Consider the following 14571-nt stretch of genomic DNA (forward strand, 5'->3'; position numbering starts at 1 on the left):
ACCACGCCAGAAGCTGCGTGCAGGTGGGACCCGACTGAACATGGGTAAAGTCGAGAATGCGCACACCTTCAAGAGCTTTGCCCATCTTCATCCCTCTCCTTTTTTGCACGCTGTTCTTGTCCGACGCGGCCTGCCGGGCAAAGGCAGGCCGCGTTCTCCCCGCTTGTGGAACCGCCGTCGCTACGACGGCATCTTGCGGACCGAGCTGGTCGGGTTGAGGCTGCCGATGTTGCCGCTCTCGGTGCCGGCCGCCGGGTCGATCACCGCGTTGACGAGCGTCGGCTTGCCGGAGTCCATGGCTTCGCTGACGGCGCGGTACAGCTCGTCCGGCGTCGTCACGTGGACGCCGACGCCGCCGAAGGCCTCCATCATCTTGTCGTAGCGGGAGCCCGGCACGAACACCATCGGCGACGGATCGCTGCCGCCCGTCGGGTTGACGTCGGTGCCGCGATAGATGCCGTTGTTGTTGAAGATGACGATGCAGACCGGGAGGTTGTACCGGCAGATCGTCTCCACCTCCATGCCGGAGAAGCCGAAGGCGCTGTCGCCCTCGACCGCCAGCACCGGCTTGCCGGACTCCACGGCGGCCGCGACGGCGTAGCCCATGCCGACGCCCATGACGCCCCAGGTGCCGACGTCCAGACGCTTGCGCGGCTGGTACATGTCGATGATGCCGCGGGCGAGGTCGAGGGTGTTGGCGCCCTCGTTGACCAGCATGGCGTCGGGCCGCTCCTTGACGACCCGGCGCAGCGCGCCGAGCGCCCCGTGGAAGCACATCGGCGCCGCGTTCCGCATCAGCTTCGGCGCCATCTTGGCGATGTTGGCTTCCTTGCGGGCGTTGATGCCGTTGGTCCAGTCGGCCGACGGGGCCTTCCAGGAGCCGTCGATGCCCTGGAGGAGCGCCGAGATGCAGGAGCCGATGTCACCGACGACCGGCGCCACGATCTCGACGTTGCTGTCCATCTCCCGCGGCTCGATGTCGATCTGGATGAACTTCTTCGAGCCGGGCTCGCCCCAGCTCTTGCCCTTGCCGTGGGAGAGCAGCCAGTTGAGGCGGGCACCGACGAGCAGGACGACGTCGGAGTCCTTCAGCACCATCGAGCGCGCCGCACCGGCCGACTGCGGATGGGTGTCCGGCAGCAGGCCCTTGGCCATGCTCATCTGCAGGAAGGGCAGACCGCTCTTCTCGATGAAGGTGCGGATCTCCTCGTCGGCCTGGGCGTAGGCGGCGCCCTTGCCGAGGACGACGAGCGGACGCTTGGCGCCCTTCAGCACGTCGAGCGCGCGGGCGACGGCGGACGGGGCGGGCAGCTGGGCCGGCGCCGGGTCGACGACCTTGACCAGCGACTTCGCACCCTCGGCCGCGTCCATCACCTGCGAGAACAGCTTGGCCGGCAGGTCGAGGTAGACGCCGCCCGGACGGCCGGACACGGCGGCGCGGATGGCGCGCGCCACGCCGATGCCGATGTCCTGGGCGTGCAGGATGCGGAACGCCGCCTTGCACAGCGGCTTGGCGATGGCGAGCTGGTCCATCTCCTCGTAGTCGCCCTGCTGCAGGTCGACGATCTCGCGCTCGGACGAGCCGCTGATCAGGATCATCGGGAAGCAGTTGGTGGTGGCGTTCGCCAGCGCCGTCAGGCCGTTGAGGAAGCCCGGGGCCGAGACGGTGAGGCAGACGCCCGGCTTCTTCGTGAGGAAGCCGGCGATCGCGGCGGCGTTTCCGGCGTTCTGCTCATGCCGGAAGGAGATGACGCGCATGCCCTCGCCCTGCGCCATGCGCAGCAGGTCCGAGATCGGAATGCCGGGCACGGCATAGAGGTTCTCGATGCCGTTGAGCTTGAGCGCGTCGATGACGAGCTGGAAGCCGTCGGTCAGCGCCTGCTGCTGGTCGACGGCAGGTGCGTCCGTGGCTTGGTTCTTGACCATTGTTGCAGCCGCGTTTGACATAAGGGTAGATCCTCCCCGAGCTCCTGAAGATTCAAATCGGTCAGTCGAGAAAATCGCAGTGCTGTTCCACGTAGCGCGCCAGGCCGAGCGTGTGCTCGCGCACCCGCCGCTCCGCGAGGTCGGCATCGCGTTTCTCGAGGGCTTCCATGATGTCGTGGTGTTCGGCGATCGACCGGTCGGCACGCCCGCCCGTCCGCATGGTGACCTTGCGGATCGCCCGCATGTGGACGAAGAACCGCTCGGTGATCTCGCCGATCATCCCGCAGCCCGACGCCTGGACGAGCCGCTGGTGAAAGGAGACGTTCGCGTCGGAATAGTCGCCGACCTGACCGTCCGCCGGCGTGTTGGGAAAGGCCTTGATCGGCTCCGCCAGCCGGCCGATCTCGGCGTCGTCCGCGCGCTCGACGACGAGGCGGGCCGCCATGCCTTCGAGCGCCGCGCAGACGGTGATCATCTCGATGATCTCCGCCTTCGTCTTGCGGACGACGAAGATGCCGCGGCGGGGCTGGGAGCGGATGAAGCCCTCCTGCTCGAGCAGGGCCATGGCTTCGCGCACGGGGGTGCGGCTGACGCCCAGCGCCTCGCAGAGCTGGCGTTCGTCCAACCGGATCTCCCCGTCGTGCCCGTAGATGTCCATCTGCGTGATCGCCTGACGCAGCGCCATGTACGCCTTCGCCTTGAAGCTCGTGCCCTGATCCAGGCGCTTGACCGCGAAGCTCAGCCGTTCCATGCCGCCCCTGACCCCGTATGCCTGTCGGGTGCCGGCCCGTCGGCATCCGCCCGGGACCGCGCACCCCTCCCGTCGCCGCGGGCTTGGATTGGTGATACGGTATACCAGATGCCGAATGCCTGCAAGCGGCTTTGTGGGGGTCGCAAACTGTATTTGCCGCCGACATCCGCCGCCGGCGGAGCCGATCCGCCAGGCCGCCGGCGCGATCGCCCGAGGATTCGCGCTGCCGTGCCCGGACCGCGGAAAGATCATGCGCAGTCGGATTGCGACAGCCGCCGCCGCGAATGGTTCCGGGAGACGGGACAGGGCCGGGCTCTCCTGATGCCGGCGCCGCCGGCGTCGCCACCGGAACCGGCCGGTCGCCGCTGAGTGCTGGAGAGCGCACCGATCACCCTGCATTGGTATACCAAATTTCGTATTTGCATGGCTGGTATTCTGAATGCGGGGTGGTGCCAACCATCCGAAAGAGGGTAGAACGGCACCGGGTCTACATGGCTTCCTCCCGGTAGATTCTCCCTGCACTCCCCCGGAGCGTCCGCGCGTCCGGGGGATTTTTTTCGCGCATCCGGCCCGGCGCTGCGTGTGTCTGGCCGACGGCTCGCGGCGCGCTCGATCGTGTTGCTGATCATCCCGGTCCGGCTATACGGAATGGGGACGGCTGGGCACCGCCGTCAGCGCCCGGCGCACGACGCCGGCACACGACAGCGGCCCCCCCAGGGCAGCGCCCCATGGCGGCCGTCGGCGTCATCCCCCGGCTTCGTCGCCCCCGGCTCCGTCGGTGATGCGCGGTCCGGGCGTTGCCGACGAAGCCGTGGCCCGCGTCGTCCCGCGGCCGCCCCTCAGGCCGCCGCCAGCTCGGCCACGTGGGCGGCGCAGCCGTCGGCCAGGCCGTCGAGGTCGTAGCCCCCCTCGAGCACCGAGACGATGCGCCCGCCGCAGTGGCGCCGCGCCACGTCCACCAGCGCCCGCGTCACCCAGGCGAAGTCCTCCGCCTCGAACTCCAGGCTCGCCAGCGGGTCGTCGACGTGGGCGTCGAAGCCGGCGGAGATGAACAGCAGCTCCGGCTTGAACACCTCCAGGGCCGGCAGGATGCGCCGCTCCACGCCGGACGCGAAGGCCTCGCCGCCGGCACCCGGCGGCAGCGGCACGTTGACCACCGTGCCGTAGCGCCCGCGTTCGCTCTCCGCGCCGGTTCCGGGATAGAGCGGCGACTGGTGGGTGGAGGCGAACAGGCAGTCGGCGTCGTCGGCGAACATCGCCTGGGTGCCGTTGCCGTGATGGACGTCGAAGTCGACGCAGGCGATCCGCCGGATGCCGTGGCGGTTGCGGGCGTGCGCCATGCCGACGGCGACGTTGTTGAAGACGCAGAATCCCATGGGCCGGGCCTGTTCGGCGTGGTGGCCGCAGGGCCGCACGGCGCAGAAGGCGTTGTCCGCCTCGCCCGCCACGACGGCGTCGACGGCGGCGCACACCGCGCCGGCGGCGCGCAGCACCGCCCCCCGCGATCCCGGCGACAGCACCGTGTCGGCGTCGAGCCGCACCGTGCCGCGATCCGGGAAGGCCTCCAGGATCAGGTCGACGTAGTCGTCATCGTGGACGGCCTTCAGCTGCTCCGGGGTCGCCAGCGGCGCCTCGCGCCGCGCCAGGCGGCGGAACGGCTCGCGATCCAGCGCCTTCCACACGGCGGTGAGGCGGTCCGGGCGCTCGGGATGGCCGAGGCCGGTGTCGTGGGCCAGACAGTCCTCATGGGTGACGATGATGGTGCTCACGGGTTGTCCCCTTCCCTTCCCACGCGCGACAGCGGCGCTCCACCTCGGTCCCGCACGGGGGAGGCGGAGCGCCGCGAGCCGGCGCTGTTCTCCGGGTGGTCGGCGCCGTCGTCCGGCGCGGCCTCCTCAATGGCTCACCGCTGCCGGACGGTCCCAACGCTCGCCGGCGGCCCCGGCCGCCAGTTCGGGCGCGGCGGCGTCGGCCAGCAGGCGGTTCTTGATGAGATCGCGCACGCTGACCACGCCGACCAGGGTGCCGTCGTCGAGCACCGGGACGTGACGGATGGCGTGCTCGTCCATCAGCGTCAACACATGGTGCAGCGAGTCCGAGGACTGGCAGACCACCGGGTTGCGGGTCATCAGCTCCGAAACCGGAAGGACGAGGATCGCCGGGCCGCGTTCGACGAGGCCGCGCACCACGTCGCGTTCGGAGATCACGCCGACCACCGTGTTGCCTTCCGTCCGGCACACGTCCTTGACGACGAGTGCGCCGATGTTCTCGCGGCGCATCAGCGTCAGCGCCGTCTCCACCGTCTCGTTGATGCGGACCATGTTGATCCGCGTTCCCTTCCTGCGGAGAATGTCCTCGACCTTCATGACACTCTTCCTCCTCGCCTGTGCCTGTGGGCCCCGTCGGTATCCGACAAGGCCCATTCTGGTATACCACATACCAGATGTCAAGCCGATTCGCGGGTGCGGCGGATAGTCCTTAGGTCTAACATATCGCCCGTCAGCGCCGCGGCGCGCCCAGGCTGACGGTGAAGCCGCCGTCGCCCCGCGGCCGCGATTCCGAGAGCTGGTCGAGCCAGTCGAGGAAGTCGCCGTGCCGCTCCACGTGCTCGGCGAGGCCGAGCGTGTGGTCGCGCGACAGCCGCTCGGCCAGGTCGGCGTCGCGCGCCTCCAGGGCGGTGATGATCTCGCGGTGGTCGTGGATCGAGCGCTCCATCCGGTTGTCCTGGGCGATCGTCAGCTTGCGGATCGCCCGGATGTGGATGAACAGGTTGTCCGTCATGTCCTGCAGCAGCCGCGCCCCGCTGAGGCGGATGATCGCCTTGTGGAAGGCGATGTTGGCGTCGGAGTACTCCTTCATGTGCTCGGACAGGCTGCGCTCCTCGAAGGCGCCGAACAGGTCCCACAGGGAGCGGATGTCGTCGTCGCTGGCGCGCTGGGCGGCGAGGCGTGCGGCCATGCTCTCCAGCGCCGCCCAGGCGACGATCATCTCGATGATCTCCTGCTTCGTCTTGCGGACGACGAAGATGCCCCGGCGCGGCTCCAGGCGCACGAAACCCTCCTGCTCCAGGAGGGTGAGCGCCTCGCGGATGGGGGTGCGGCTGACGCCGAGCTGCTCGCTGAGCTGGCGCTCGTCGAGCCGGACCTCGCCGGGATGGTCGTAGATGTCCATCTCGACGATGGCGTGCTTCAGGGTCCGGTACACTTGGCTGCGGAAGGTCGTGCCGACGTCCAGGGGCTGGACGTTGATCGCGGGAGGGGGCATCCAGGGTCGCTCCTCTAGGTGGAACCGGCGTGACCGCGCGGATGGCCGGCGCGGCGGCCGCACCCGCCGGACCGGCCATCGCACGCGTTCATTCGACGAAACGGTTGCGGTGCAGGTGCTCCTCGATCGCCTTGACGCCGGACACGCTCTCGGCGGCGACGCGCAGGGCGTGGCGCTGCTCGTCGGTCTCGACCACGCCCCACAGATGGACCACGCCGTCGCTGACGACGATGTTGATCTGGTTCAGGTTGATCCACGGCTCGTCGGCCAGCTGGGCCATCAGCTGGTGACGGATGGCGGCGTCGCTGCCGACGTCCGCGCCGGCGGCGCCGGCCTTGCCCTGGCGGTAGGCGACCAAGCCGTGCAGCAGGTTGGCGCGGCTGACGATGCCGACCAGCTTGCCCTCGGCGCACACCGGCACGCGCTTGACGCGCTCCCGCTCCATCAGGCTGGCGATCTCGGCCAGCTCGGTGTCCGGCGCGACGGTGACGACGCGGCGGGTCATCACGTCGGCGGCACGCGAGCCGTGCGACTTCACGTATTCCGCGGCGCGGTCGCGACCGCCGGTGAACAGCTCCAGCCAGCGCGAGCGCCGCCGCTCCGTGCCGGTCTCGGCGCGGTGGAGCAGGTCGCCCTCGGTGAGGATGCCGACGAGGTGCCCCGCCCCGTCGCACACCGGGACGCCGCTGATGCGGCGCTCCAGCAGAAGTGCCGCGATGTCGGGCACGGGGGTCTCCGGGGCCACCGTGATCACCGGTGCCGTCATGACGTCCTTGGCTTGCATCTTGCGTCTCCTTTTCGGCCCAAAGTCTCCAACCCAACCCGTCGTTCTTCGCGCGCCACGCTGCGGCAGGGGCCGGTCGGCCCCTGCCGCAGCGGGCGCTCCCTTGTTGCTGGTGATGCCTCCCCGGAGGCGCGGCGCCGTATGCGGCGGGCGGCATGTGGCATGCCACCTGCGGCATACGGTCGCCTTGCGATCGCCGGCCGGGTGCGACATATGTGCTGCGCCGCAAAACAAGAACCGCGGCCCGTGTTCAGACCCAGGAGCACCGTATGATCCTCGACTCCGTCCTTCAGGCCCTCGCCGTCGTCGTTCCCGTCGCCGCCCTGGCGACCGTGATCAGCGAGATCGTGGCCCGTGACCCGAAGATCCTGTGGGAGATCGTCACCGACGTCCGCGCCCTGGCGCGTCCGTCGCGCCCCCTGCCGGCCAACGCCAACCGGCCCCGGCGGATGCCGTCGCGCCGCGCCGCCTGACGGCGCCGTGCCCCCTGCGGCAACGCCCATCGACCGTCTCTCCCGACGGGCCGCGCCGGCCCGTCCCCCTGAAAAGTGCCAAACGGAAAATTGCTCAACCAATGGCCCGGCGGGGACCGGATCGCAGGGGGCGGTGGGAGACCGCCCCCTGCATCCGGGCATCATCCGGGGTGTCACCCGGCCGGCGTCACTTCGCCGGAATGGCGGCCGTCTCGTCCGAACCGCCGTTGCGGCGCTTCAGAACCGCACTGATGATCGGCCAGACGAGCATCACCAGGGCCAGGGTGATGATCCCGCCGACCAGCGCGTTCGACCAGAAGATCGACAGGTCGCCCTGCGACAGCAGCATGGCCTGGCGGAACGAACCCTCCGCCATGTCGCCCAGCACCAGGGCGAGGACCAGCGGCGCCAGCGGGTAGGACAGCTTCTTGAAGACGTAGCCGAGCACGCCGAACACCAGCATCAGCACCACGTCGAAGAAGGCGTTGTGCACGGTGTAGGCGCCGACCGCGCAGATCACCACGATGATGGGCGCGATGATCGAGAAGGGGATGCGCAGGATCGCGGCGAACAGCGGCACGGTCGTCAGCACGACGATCAGGCCGGCGATGTTGCCGAGGTACATGGAGGCGATCAGGCCCCAGACGAAGTCGGCCTGCTCGACGAACAGCAGCGGACCGGGCTGCAGGCCCCAGATCAGCAGGCCGCCGAGCAGCACCGCCGCCGTCGGCGAGCCGGGGATGCCGAGCGTCAGCATGGGCAGGAGCGCGCTGGTGCCGGCGGCGTGGGCCGCGGTCTCCGGGGCGACGACGCCTTCCAGCTCGCCCGTGCCGAACTTCGAGCCGTTGCGCGAGAAGCGCTTGGCCAGGCCGTAGCTCATGAAGGAGGCCGGGGTGGCGCCACCGGGGGTGATGCCCATCCAGCAGCCGACGATGGAGCCGCGGATGGCGGTGACCCAGTACTTCGGCAGCTGCTTCCAGGTGCGCCAGACGACGGTCGCGCTGATCTTGGCGGACTTGCCGCGGAAGGCCAGGCCCTCCTCCATGGTCAGCAGGATCTCGCCGATGCCGAACAGGCCGATGACCGCGATCAGGAAGTCGAAGCCGCGCAGCAGCTCGACCGAGCCGAAGGTCATGCGCAGCTCGCCCGTCACCGTGTCGATGCCGACGGCGGCCAGGGCGAAGCCCAGCATCATGGCGCACAGCACCTTGAACGGCGATTCGCTGCCCATGCCGACGAAGCTGCAGAAGGTCAGCATCTGCACCGCGAAGAACTCGGCCGGGCCGAACTGCAGGGCGAAGGCGGCGATGATCGGCGCCAGGAAGGTGATGACGATGACGGCCACGAAGGCGCCGAAGAAGGACGAGGTGAAGGCCGCCGTCAGCGCCTCGCCGGCGTGCCCCTTCTGCGCCAATGGATGGCCGTCGAAGGTCGTGGCGACGGACCAGGGCTCGCCGGGGATGTTGAAGAGGACGCTGGTGATGGCGCCGCCGAACAGCGCGCCCCAGTAGATGCACGACAGCATGATGATGGCCGAGGTCGGCGACATGCCGAAGGTCAGCGGCAGCAGAATGGCGACGCCATTCGCCCCGCCGAGGCCCGGCAGCACGCCGATGAGGACGCCCAGTGTGATGCCGATGAACATGTAAACGATGTTCATGGGATCGGCGAGGACACCGAATCCTGCGATAAGTGACCCGAGCGCTTCCAAAGTTCCCTCCCTGATGCTGCCCGGTGAGGCCGCGGCCGTCCTCCGCCGGAGCGGAGGCGCGCGGCAAGCAAATCCTTCGTGTGCGTTGCGGTGACGGGACGACGGGGCGTCAGTACCCGAGCATCGCTTCCACGGGCCCCTTCGGCAGCGGCACGAGGAACCAGATCTCGAAGGCGACGAAAAGAGCGACCGGGACGCCGACCGCGATGGGAATGATGGTCTGGATCGGATACTTGCCGACCCAGTACATGAAGAAGGCGATGAAGATCGCCGCGGCGACGTATATGCCGAGGAAGGCGATCAGGGCGACGAAGATGGCGCTGGGCACCAGCACCTTGAGGACCAGGGCGAGCTGGTGGCGCTCGACGAAGGTGCCGCTGTCGGCGTTGGTCTGCTTGAAGATCGCCGTGCCCATGATGGCGAGCGCGCTGACGAACATCACCAGGCCGACGTAGAAGGGGAAATAGCCGGCCTGCGGGCCGTCCGAGGCCCAGCCGGCGCCGATGCGGGAGCTGTCCATCATGACGATGATGGAGACGGCCGCGAACAGGCCGGCGACGACGATTTCCATGACCCGGTTCGAGACGACCGGGGCGCTGCTTTCGGTTTCGTGTTCCACGATTCAACTCCCCCGGAATGCGGTTTCCGACGATCGGCCCCGGAGACGGTGCTCCGGGGCCTGGATGCGCGGTCGCAGGGTTACTTCTTGGCGAGACCGGCTTCCTTCATCAGCTTCTCGTGCAGCTCTTCGGCGCTGGCCAGCCAGGTCTTGAACTCGTCACCGGTCTTGAACGACGTGTCGAAGGCGCCCTTCGCCATGAAGTCCTTCCATTCCGGAGTCTCGCGGACCTTCTTGAAGAGGTCGACGTAGTAGTCGACGACCTCCTGCTCGACGCCCGGCGGCATCATGATGCCGCGCAGCATCTGGTACTCGACCGGGATGCCGGCTTCCTTGCAGCTCGGGATGTCGTTCCAGGACTGCCCTTCGGCGACCGGCTCCTTGAGGTCGATGCGGTCGCTGCCGAAGACGCACAGCGGCTTCAGGGCGCCGGCGCGCCACTGGGAGACCGCCTCGATCGGGTTGTTCACCGACGAGTTGATGTGGCCGCCGACGAGCTGGGCCGCCACGTCCCCGCCGCCCTTGTAGGGGACGTAGGTGAACTTGGTGCCGGCCGCCGAGTCGATGCCGACGGTGATGATCTGGTCTTCCTGCTTGGAGCCGGTGCCGCCCATCTTGAACTTGTTGGGGCCGGCCGACTTCACGGCGTCGATGTACTCCTTGGCGGTCTTCTGCGGCGCCTCGGAGTTCACCCACAGGACGAAGTTGTCGAGCGCCAGCATCGCCACCGGCGTCAGGTCCTGGTAGGAGAAGGGCACGCCCGTCGCCAGCGGGGTGGTGAACAGGTTGGACAGGGTGATGATGATCTTGTGCTCTTCGCCCTTCGAACCCTTGACGTCGAGGAAGCCCTCGGCGCCGGCGCCGCCGGACTTGTTGATGACGACGATGGGCTGCTTCATCAGATTATTCTTCTGGATGATGCCCTGAACCATGCGGGCCATCTGGTCCGCGCCGCCGCCCGTGCCGGCGGGCACGATGAACTCGACGGACTTGGTCGGCTCCCAAGCGAACGCAGCGGTCGGAAGCGTGGAAAGGGCCGTCGCCCCGAGCACGGCCACGCCGATGGCGGCCATCTGCGCAATACGCGGGTGCTTCACGTCTTTCATGTGCTGTTTCCTTCCCTCACTGGCCGGGGTCCCAATTCCTCCCGGGCATTTCATTCTGCCGTCGCGGTCTCCTCCGTCGCCTCGCCTGCGACCATGTCGACGATCGCGCTTGGCGCGGATGGTTGGTGACACTGATTGACCGCTTGGGATACGGTATCTGGCATGCAGTGTTGGAATCAACAGCTTTCTTGCCACCCCGCAATGTTGCCGCCAGCCGCGGGCCGCGGCTGGCATCATCCTTGCTTGTCGGCGGAACGCCGGCCGGGGAGACGCCGGGGAGACAAGGGCGAGGGGCGTCGGCGCTGCGTCTCCCGCAAGGGATGTCCGATCAACTCAAGGAGAGCACCATGAAGATCCTCGTACCGGTGGACGGCTCGGAGGCCTCGGCGCACGCCGTGCGCTACATCGTGAAAACGTTCGCGCACGCGGGCGCGGAAGTTCATCTTCTGAACGTGCAGCCGCCTCTGCCGGGCGCGGTGGGGGACTTCGTCGGCGAGAAGGAACGCCACGACTATCATGAGGACGAGGGGCGCAAGGCGCTGGAGGAGCCGCGCCGTCTGCTGTCGGAGGCGGGCATCGCCCACCGCGACTACGTGGCGGTGGGCTCCGTCGCCGAGACCATCGTGCGCCACGCCGGCGAACTCGGGTGCGGCCAGATCGTCATCGGCAGCCGCGGTCTCAGCCCTTTGCCCAACCTGCTGCTGGGATCGGTCACCACCCGCGTCCTGCACCTGGCCGAGGTGCCGGTCACCGTCGTGAAGTAGCCCCCTTCGCCGCCACCGCGCGCGGCGGACCGGCCCCCCGGCCGGCCGCCGCGCGCGCCGCATCCGCCCGGCGGGTGCCGCCGGACGCGGTATGACCATTTCCGCATGACGGAAAAGCGCCGCCCCGCCCGGATCGTCCGGGCATTCCTGCGCCAAAACCATGTCCCAGGCGCATGACGGGACCGTTCTTTCGGCAGGGCTTCGCATGATCCCCGCTCCGTCGGCTGCGGCCGGGCGATGCGCGGCTCCGACATCCGCCCGTTCTTGGTATACATTATTCTGAATTTGGAATCTAGCCCGATGCGCACCGCCGCTGCCCGACCCGCCCGATCAATGGCCCGGCGGTCGGAAAGGGCTGGCACCGCGGCGGCGCTTGCTTTTCAATCGGGGTCCGCTCCCATTGCCTCCGGAGGACGTCCCCGTGCTCTACGCCCTTGACGACCGTGCCCCTCGGCTCGCCCCCGGCGCCTGGGCGGCGCCCAACGCCACCCTGGTCGGCGACGTGGTGCTGGAGGAGGAGGCGTCCGTCTGGTGGGGCGCGGTTCTGCGGGCCGAGCAGGAGCGCATCCGCATCGGCGTCGGCGGCAACGTGCAGGACAACGCGGTGCTGCACGTGGACCCCGGCTATCCGCTGACCCTGGGCGCCGGGGTGACGGTGGGGCACATGGCGATGCTGCACGGCTGCACGGTGGGCGACGGCACGCTGGTCGGCATCGGCGCGGTGATCCTCAACGGGGCGCGGATCGGCCGCGACTGCCTGATCGGCGCCCGTGCCCTGATCGCCGAGGGTAAGGAGATCCCGGACCGCTCGGTGGTGCTCGGCGCCCCGGGCAAGATCGTGCGGGAGGTGAGCGACGCCGACCTGGAGCGCCTGCGCCAGCCGGCCGCCGTCTACCGCGAACGGGCCCGCCTCTACGCGGCGCGCCTGGTGGCGCTGCCGCCACCGGGCTGAGGGGGCGGCGGTCAGCGGCCGTCCGCCTTGTGGAACAGGGCGACGTCGCGCCCGGCCGTCCGCAGGGTCCAGGCGAAGCGGCCGGCGATCCAGGCCAGGGTTTCCGGCCGGTAGAAGACGACGTGGCTGGCCTCGCGGCGGTAGGGCCACCCGGCGAAGGCGGTGTCGTCGTGCAGGACGCCGGTCATCAGCGCCAGCCGGCCGCCCGGCCGCAGCAGCCGGTCGAGCCGGGCGAATTCGGCGCCGGGCCGGTGGAAGTGCTCGGCGACCTCGGTGCAGACGATGAAGTCGTAGGTGCGCTCCAGGGCCGCGGCGTCGGGGGCGAAGAAGGGGTCGTAGTTGCGCACGGCGAAGCCCCGCTCGCCCAGCATGGCGGCCACCGCCGGCCCCGGCCCGCAGCCGTAGTCGAGCCCCTCGGCGCCGGGCGCCAGATGGGCCAGCAGCGGCTCGGTGGCGCGGCCCAGGAAGCGGCGGTAGCGCGGGTCGGCGGGGTCGTTCCGGTGCAGGGCGTATTCGGCCCGTTCCGCGGCGGCGTCGGGCCGCTGTGCGGGCTCCAGGAAGGTGAGCCGGCAGGCGGGGCAGCGCCGGTAGTCCCGGCCGCCGGCGGTGACGAAGGGCGTGGTGGCGAGGCTCGCGCACAGCGGGCAGGACGGGGCCGTCGGGGCGGTGATCATGGCCCAGCATGGCAGAGCCCGCTCCGGCCGGGCGACCGCAAAAAAGTGCTTGCGCCGCGGACCGGGGTTTCGTACATAGCGCATCCCTTTGCGGGTGTAGCTCAGTTGGTTAGAGCGCCGGCCTGTCACGCCGGAGGCCGCGGGTTCAAGTCCCGTCACTCGCGCCATGTTGCGGGCGTAGCTCAGGGGTAGAGCACAACCTTGCCAAGGTTGGGGTCGAGGGTTCGAATCCCTTCGCCCGCTCCATGTTGGGGGATCGTCTAGCGGTAGGACAGCGGACTCTGACTCCGCCAGCCTAGGTTCGAATCCTAGTCCCCCAACCATCTCTCCCGATTTCGCTTTAGAATCAATGTCTTGGAACGCGTTCCCCCGTGCTTCGTGCGGGAGGCGCGCAGCTGTAGCCCGGACCTGTAGCCCACGGCTGTAGCCCACCGCCTCCCCGACCCTGGGAGCGGTCCGGTGCGTCGTCCCTGTCATCTTGCCCTGCGGCATCACACCTGGGTCTGGCGCCGCCGGCTGCCGCCGGCTATCGCCCGACCGTCGGGCCGCGGTAGACTCGTGCTGTCGCTGAAGACGAGCGATCTGCGAGCAGCCTCGCGGGTCGCGGCCGCTCTCGACGCGGCGTACGAAGAGCTGCTGGCCGAGGATGGTATGGACGCGGAGACGATGGCCCGGGTGCTGGCCAAGGTCCGGGACGACGCCCTGGAGAAAGGCGCAGCGCGCCGCGCCGCGCGCCCGGCGGACCTGGGCTACACGGCACGCGCCGACCGGACCGTCGTGGACGCAACACCGGACGAGAAACAGGCCGCCCTCGCGGAGGTGCTCGGTGCCCTCGCGGCTCATGGCCCCGTGGCCGTCTCCGATGATGATCTGATCGATGAGGGGGACGACCCCGCGGCCATGGAAACCCTGTGCGACACCGACGCCGAGCCGGAAGCCGCAACACCGGCACCGATCCGCCCGGCGCTCCGATCGCCATTGGCGGTCTCCCGTGATCGGGCCATCCTGCTGGACGGAATCGCCGGGTACTACCGCCAAGCCGCGCGGCGCAACGACCGCGACCTCGCGCGTGGTGCGGTGGACCGGGCCCTGCAGGCGTTGGAACTCGATGCGACGGGCGACGCCCGCGCGGTGCTGGAGCGTCTCGCCCTCGGCGCGTTGGCTGAGGCCCACGGCACCAATGCCGGCCTGGAGCGGGGCGAGGAGGCCGCGATCGCGGTGGCTCGGCGACGTGACATCGCACCGACGGCCCTTGAGACCAGCGAACCCAAGACGGTGGCCCCGTCACCCACCATAGCGACAGGAGCGGCAGCCCGCCAAGTCCTTGTGACGTTCAACGCGGCGTGGAACGACTATCGGTCGTACAAGACGTCACGCCGAGGGGCCGAGGAACCCTGGACGGAGCAGACGGCCCGGCAGAATGAAAAGACGAAGGATCTCTGGATTGAATGCCACGGGGACCGTCCTCTTAGAGCCTATTCCAGTAGGGCGACGAACTCCCAGACGGTGACGGCACACACGATGTGGAGCATGGCCTCGTAGGTGCG

At 69.2% G+C, this 14571-nt stretch carries 14 protein-coding genes and 3 tRNA genes; 7 read left to right on the forward strand and 10 right to left on the reverse strand.

Features of this window, described 5'->3' with window-relative positions; all coding sequences use genetic code 11:
- Window positions 1-180 precede the first annotated feature (180 nt).
- From oxc to ACSBPG_RS31395, 6 genes are all read right to left on the reverse strand, one after another.
- Window positions 181-1926 (reverse strand): oxalyl-CoA decarboxylase, encoded by a 1746-nt coding sequence (gene oxc / locus ACSBPG_RS31370; protein WP_435541194.1) that lies wholly within the window; start codon window positions 1924-1926, stop codon window positions 181-183.
- A gap of 61 nt (window positions 1927-1987) precedes the next feature.
- The gene (locus tag ACSBPG_RS31375; protein WP_435541195.1) at window positions 1988-2677 is read right to left on the reverse strand and encodes a GntR family transcriptional regulator; all 690 of its coding nucleotides are present in this window, start codon (window positions 2675-2677) and stop codon (window positions 1988-1990) included.
- 839 nt (window positions 2678-3516) lie between these two features.
- Window positions 3517-4446, reverse strand: a complete 930-nt coding sequence (locus ACSBPG_RS31380; protein WP_435541196.1) for a histone deacetylase family protein — start codon at window positions 4444-4446, stop codon at window positions 3517-3519.
- A 126-nt stretch (window positions 4447-4572) separates the two neighbouring features.
- Window positions 4573-5043, reverse strand: coding sequence for a CBS domain-containing protein (locus ACSBPG_RS31385; protein WP_435541197.1), 471 nt, complete (start codon window positions 5041-5043; stop codon window positions 4573-4575).
- Between the two features lie 133 nt (window positions 5044-5176).
- The gene (locus ACSBPG_RS31390) at window positions 5177-5941 is read right to left on the reverse strand and encodes a GntR family transcriptional regulator (protein ID WP_435541198.1); all 765 of its coding nucleotides are present in this window, start codon (window positions 5939-5941) and stop codon (window positions 5177-5179) included.
- A gap of 88 nt (window positions 5942-6029) precedes the next feature.
- Window positions 6030-6725, reverse strand: coding sequence for a CBS domain-containing protein (locus tag ACSBPG_RS31395; protein ID WP_435541199.1), 696 nt, complete (start codon window positions 6723-6725; stop codon window positions 6030-6032).
- A gap of 269 nt (window positions 6726-6994) precedes the next feature.
- Here ACSBPG_RS31395 and ACSBPG_RS31400 point away from each other — a divergent pair, with 269 nt between their 5' ends.
- Window positions 6995-7198, forward strand: a complete 204-nt coding sequence (locus ACSBPG_RS31400) for a hypothetical protein (RefSeq protein ID WP_435541200.1) — start codon at window positions 6995-6997, stop codon at window positions 7196-7198.
- A 187-nt stretch (window positions 7199-7385) separates the two neighbouring features.
- Here the strand turns inward: ACSBPG_RS31400 and ACSBPG_RS31405 are convergent, their stop codons facing one another.
- The 3 genes from ACSBPG_RS31405 to ACSBPG_RS31415 form a co-directional block, all read right to left on the reverse strand.
- Window positions 7386-8858 (reverse strand): tripartite tricarboxylate transporter permease, encoded by a 1473-nt coding sequence (locus ACSBPG_RS31405; RefSeq protein WP_435541201.1) that lies wholly within the window; start codon window positions 8856-8858, stop codon window positions 7386-7388.
- Window positions 8859-9018: 160 nt separating this feature from the next.
- Window positions 9019-9528: a tripartite tricarboxylate transporter TctB family protein gene (locus tag ACSBPG_RS31410; protein ID WP_435541202.1), complete on the reverse strand. Its 510-nt coding sequence runs from the start codon at window positions 9526-9528 to the stop codon at window positions 9019-9021.
- Between the two features lie 80 nt (window positions 9529-9608).
- Entirely contained in the window at window positions 9609-10634 is a 1026-nt protein-coding gene (locus ACSBPG_RS31415; RefSeq protein WP_435541203.1) for a Bug family tripartite tricarboxylate transporter substrate binding protein, read from the reverse strand.
- 347 nt (window positions 10635-10981) lie between these two features.
- Between ACSBPG_RS31415 and ACSBPG_RS31420 the strand changes: the two genes are divergently transcribed.
- Complete coding sequence (locus ACSBPG_RS31420; protein WP_435541204.1) at window positions 10982-11398, forward strand: universal stress protein; 417 nt, start codon at window positions 10982-10984, stop codon at window positions 11396-11398.
- Between the two features lie 421 nt (window positions 11399-11819).
- Window positions 11820-12350, forward strand: a complete 531-nt coding sequence (locus ACSBPG_RS31425) for a gamma carbonic anhydrase family protein (protein ID WP_435541205.1) — start codon at window positions 11820-11822, stop codon at window positions 12348-12350.
- Between the two features lie 11 nt (window positions 12351-12361).
- Here the strand turns inward: ACSBPG_RS31425 and ACSBPG_RS31430 are convergent, their stop codons facing one another.
- Complete coding sequence (locus tag ACSBPG_RS31430; RefSeq protein ID WP_435541206.1) at window positions 12362-13024, reverse strand: class I SAM-dependent methyltransferase; 663 nt, start codon at window positions 13022-13024, stop codon at window positions 12362-12364.
- Window positions 13025-13114: 90 nt separating this feature from the next.
- Here ACSBPG_RS31430 and ACSBPG_RS31435 point away from each other — a divergent pair.
- From ACSBPG_RS31435 to ACSBPG_RS31450, 4 genes are all read left to right on the forward strand, one after another.
- A tRNA-Asp gene (locus tag ACSBPG_RS31435) sits at window positions 13115-13191 on the forward strand.
- Between the two features lie 4 nt (window positions 13192-13195).
- Window positions 13196-13270, forward strand: a tRNA-Gly gene (locus tag ACSBPG_RS31440).
- A gap of 3 nt (window positions 13271-13273) precedes the next feature.
- Window positions 13274-13347, forward strand: a tRNA-Gln gene (locus ACSBPG_RS31445).
- 136 nt (window positions 13348-13483) lie between these two features.
- Window positions 13484-14566: a DUF6538 domain-containing protein gene (locus tag ACSBPG_RS31450; RefSeq protein WP_435541207.1), complete on the forward strand. Its 1083-nt coding sequence runs from the start codon at window positions 13484-13486 to the stop codon at window positions 14564-14566.
- Window positions 14567-14571: the final 5 nt, after the last annotated feature.

The organism is Azospirillum sp. ST 5-10 (genome assembly GCF_051225715.1).
Taxonomy (GTDB): domain Bacteria; phylum Pseudomonadota; class Alphaproteobacteria; order Azospirillales; family Azospirillaceae; genus Azospirillum.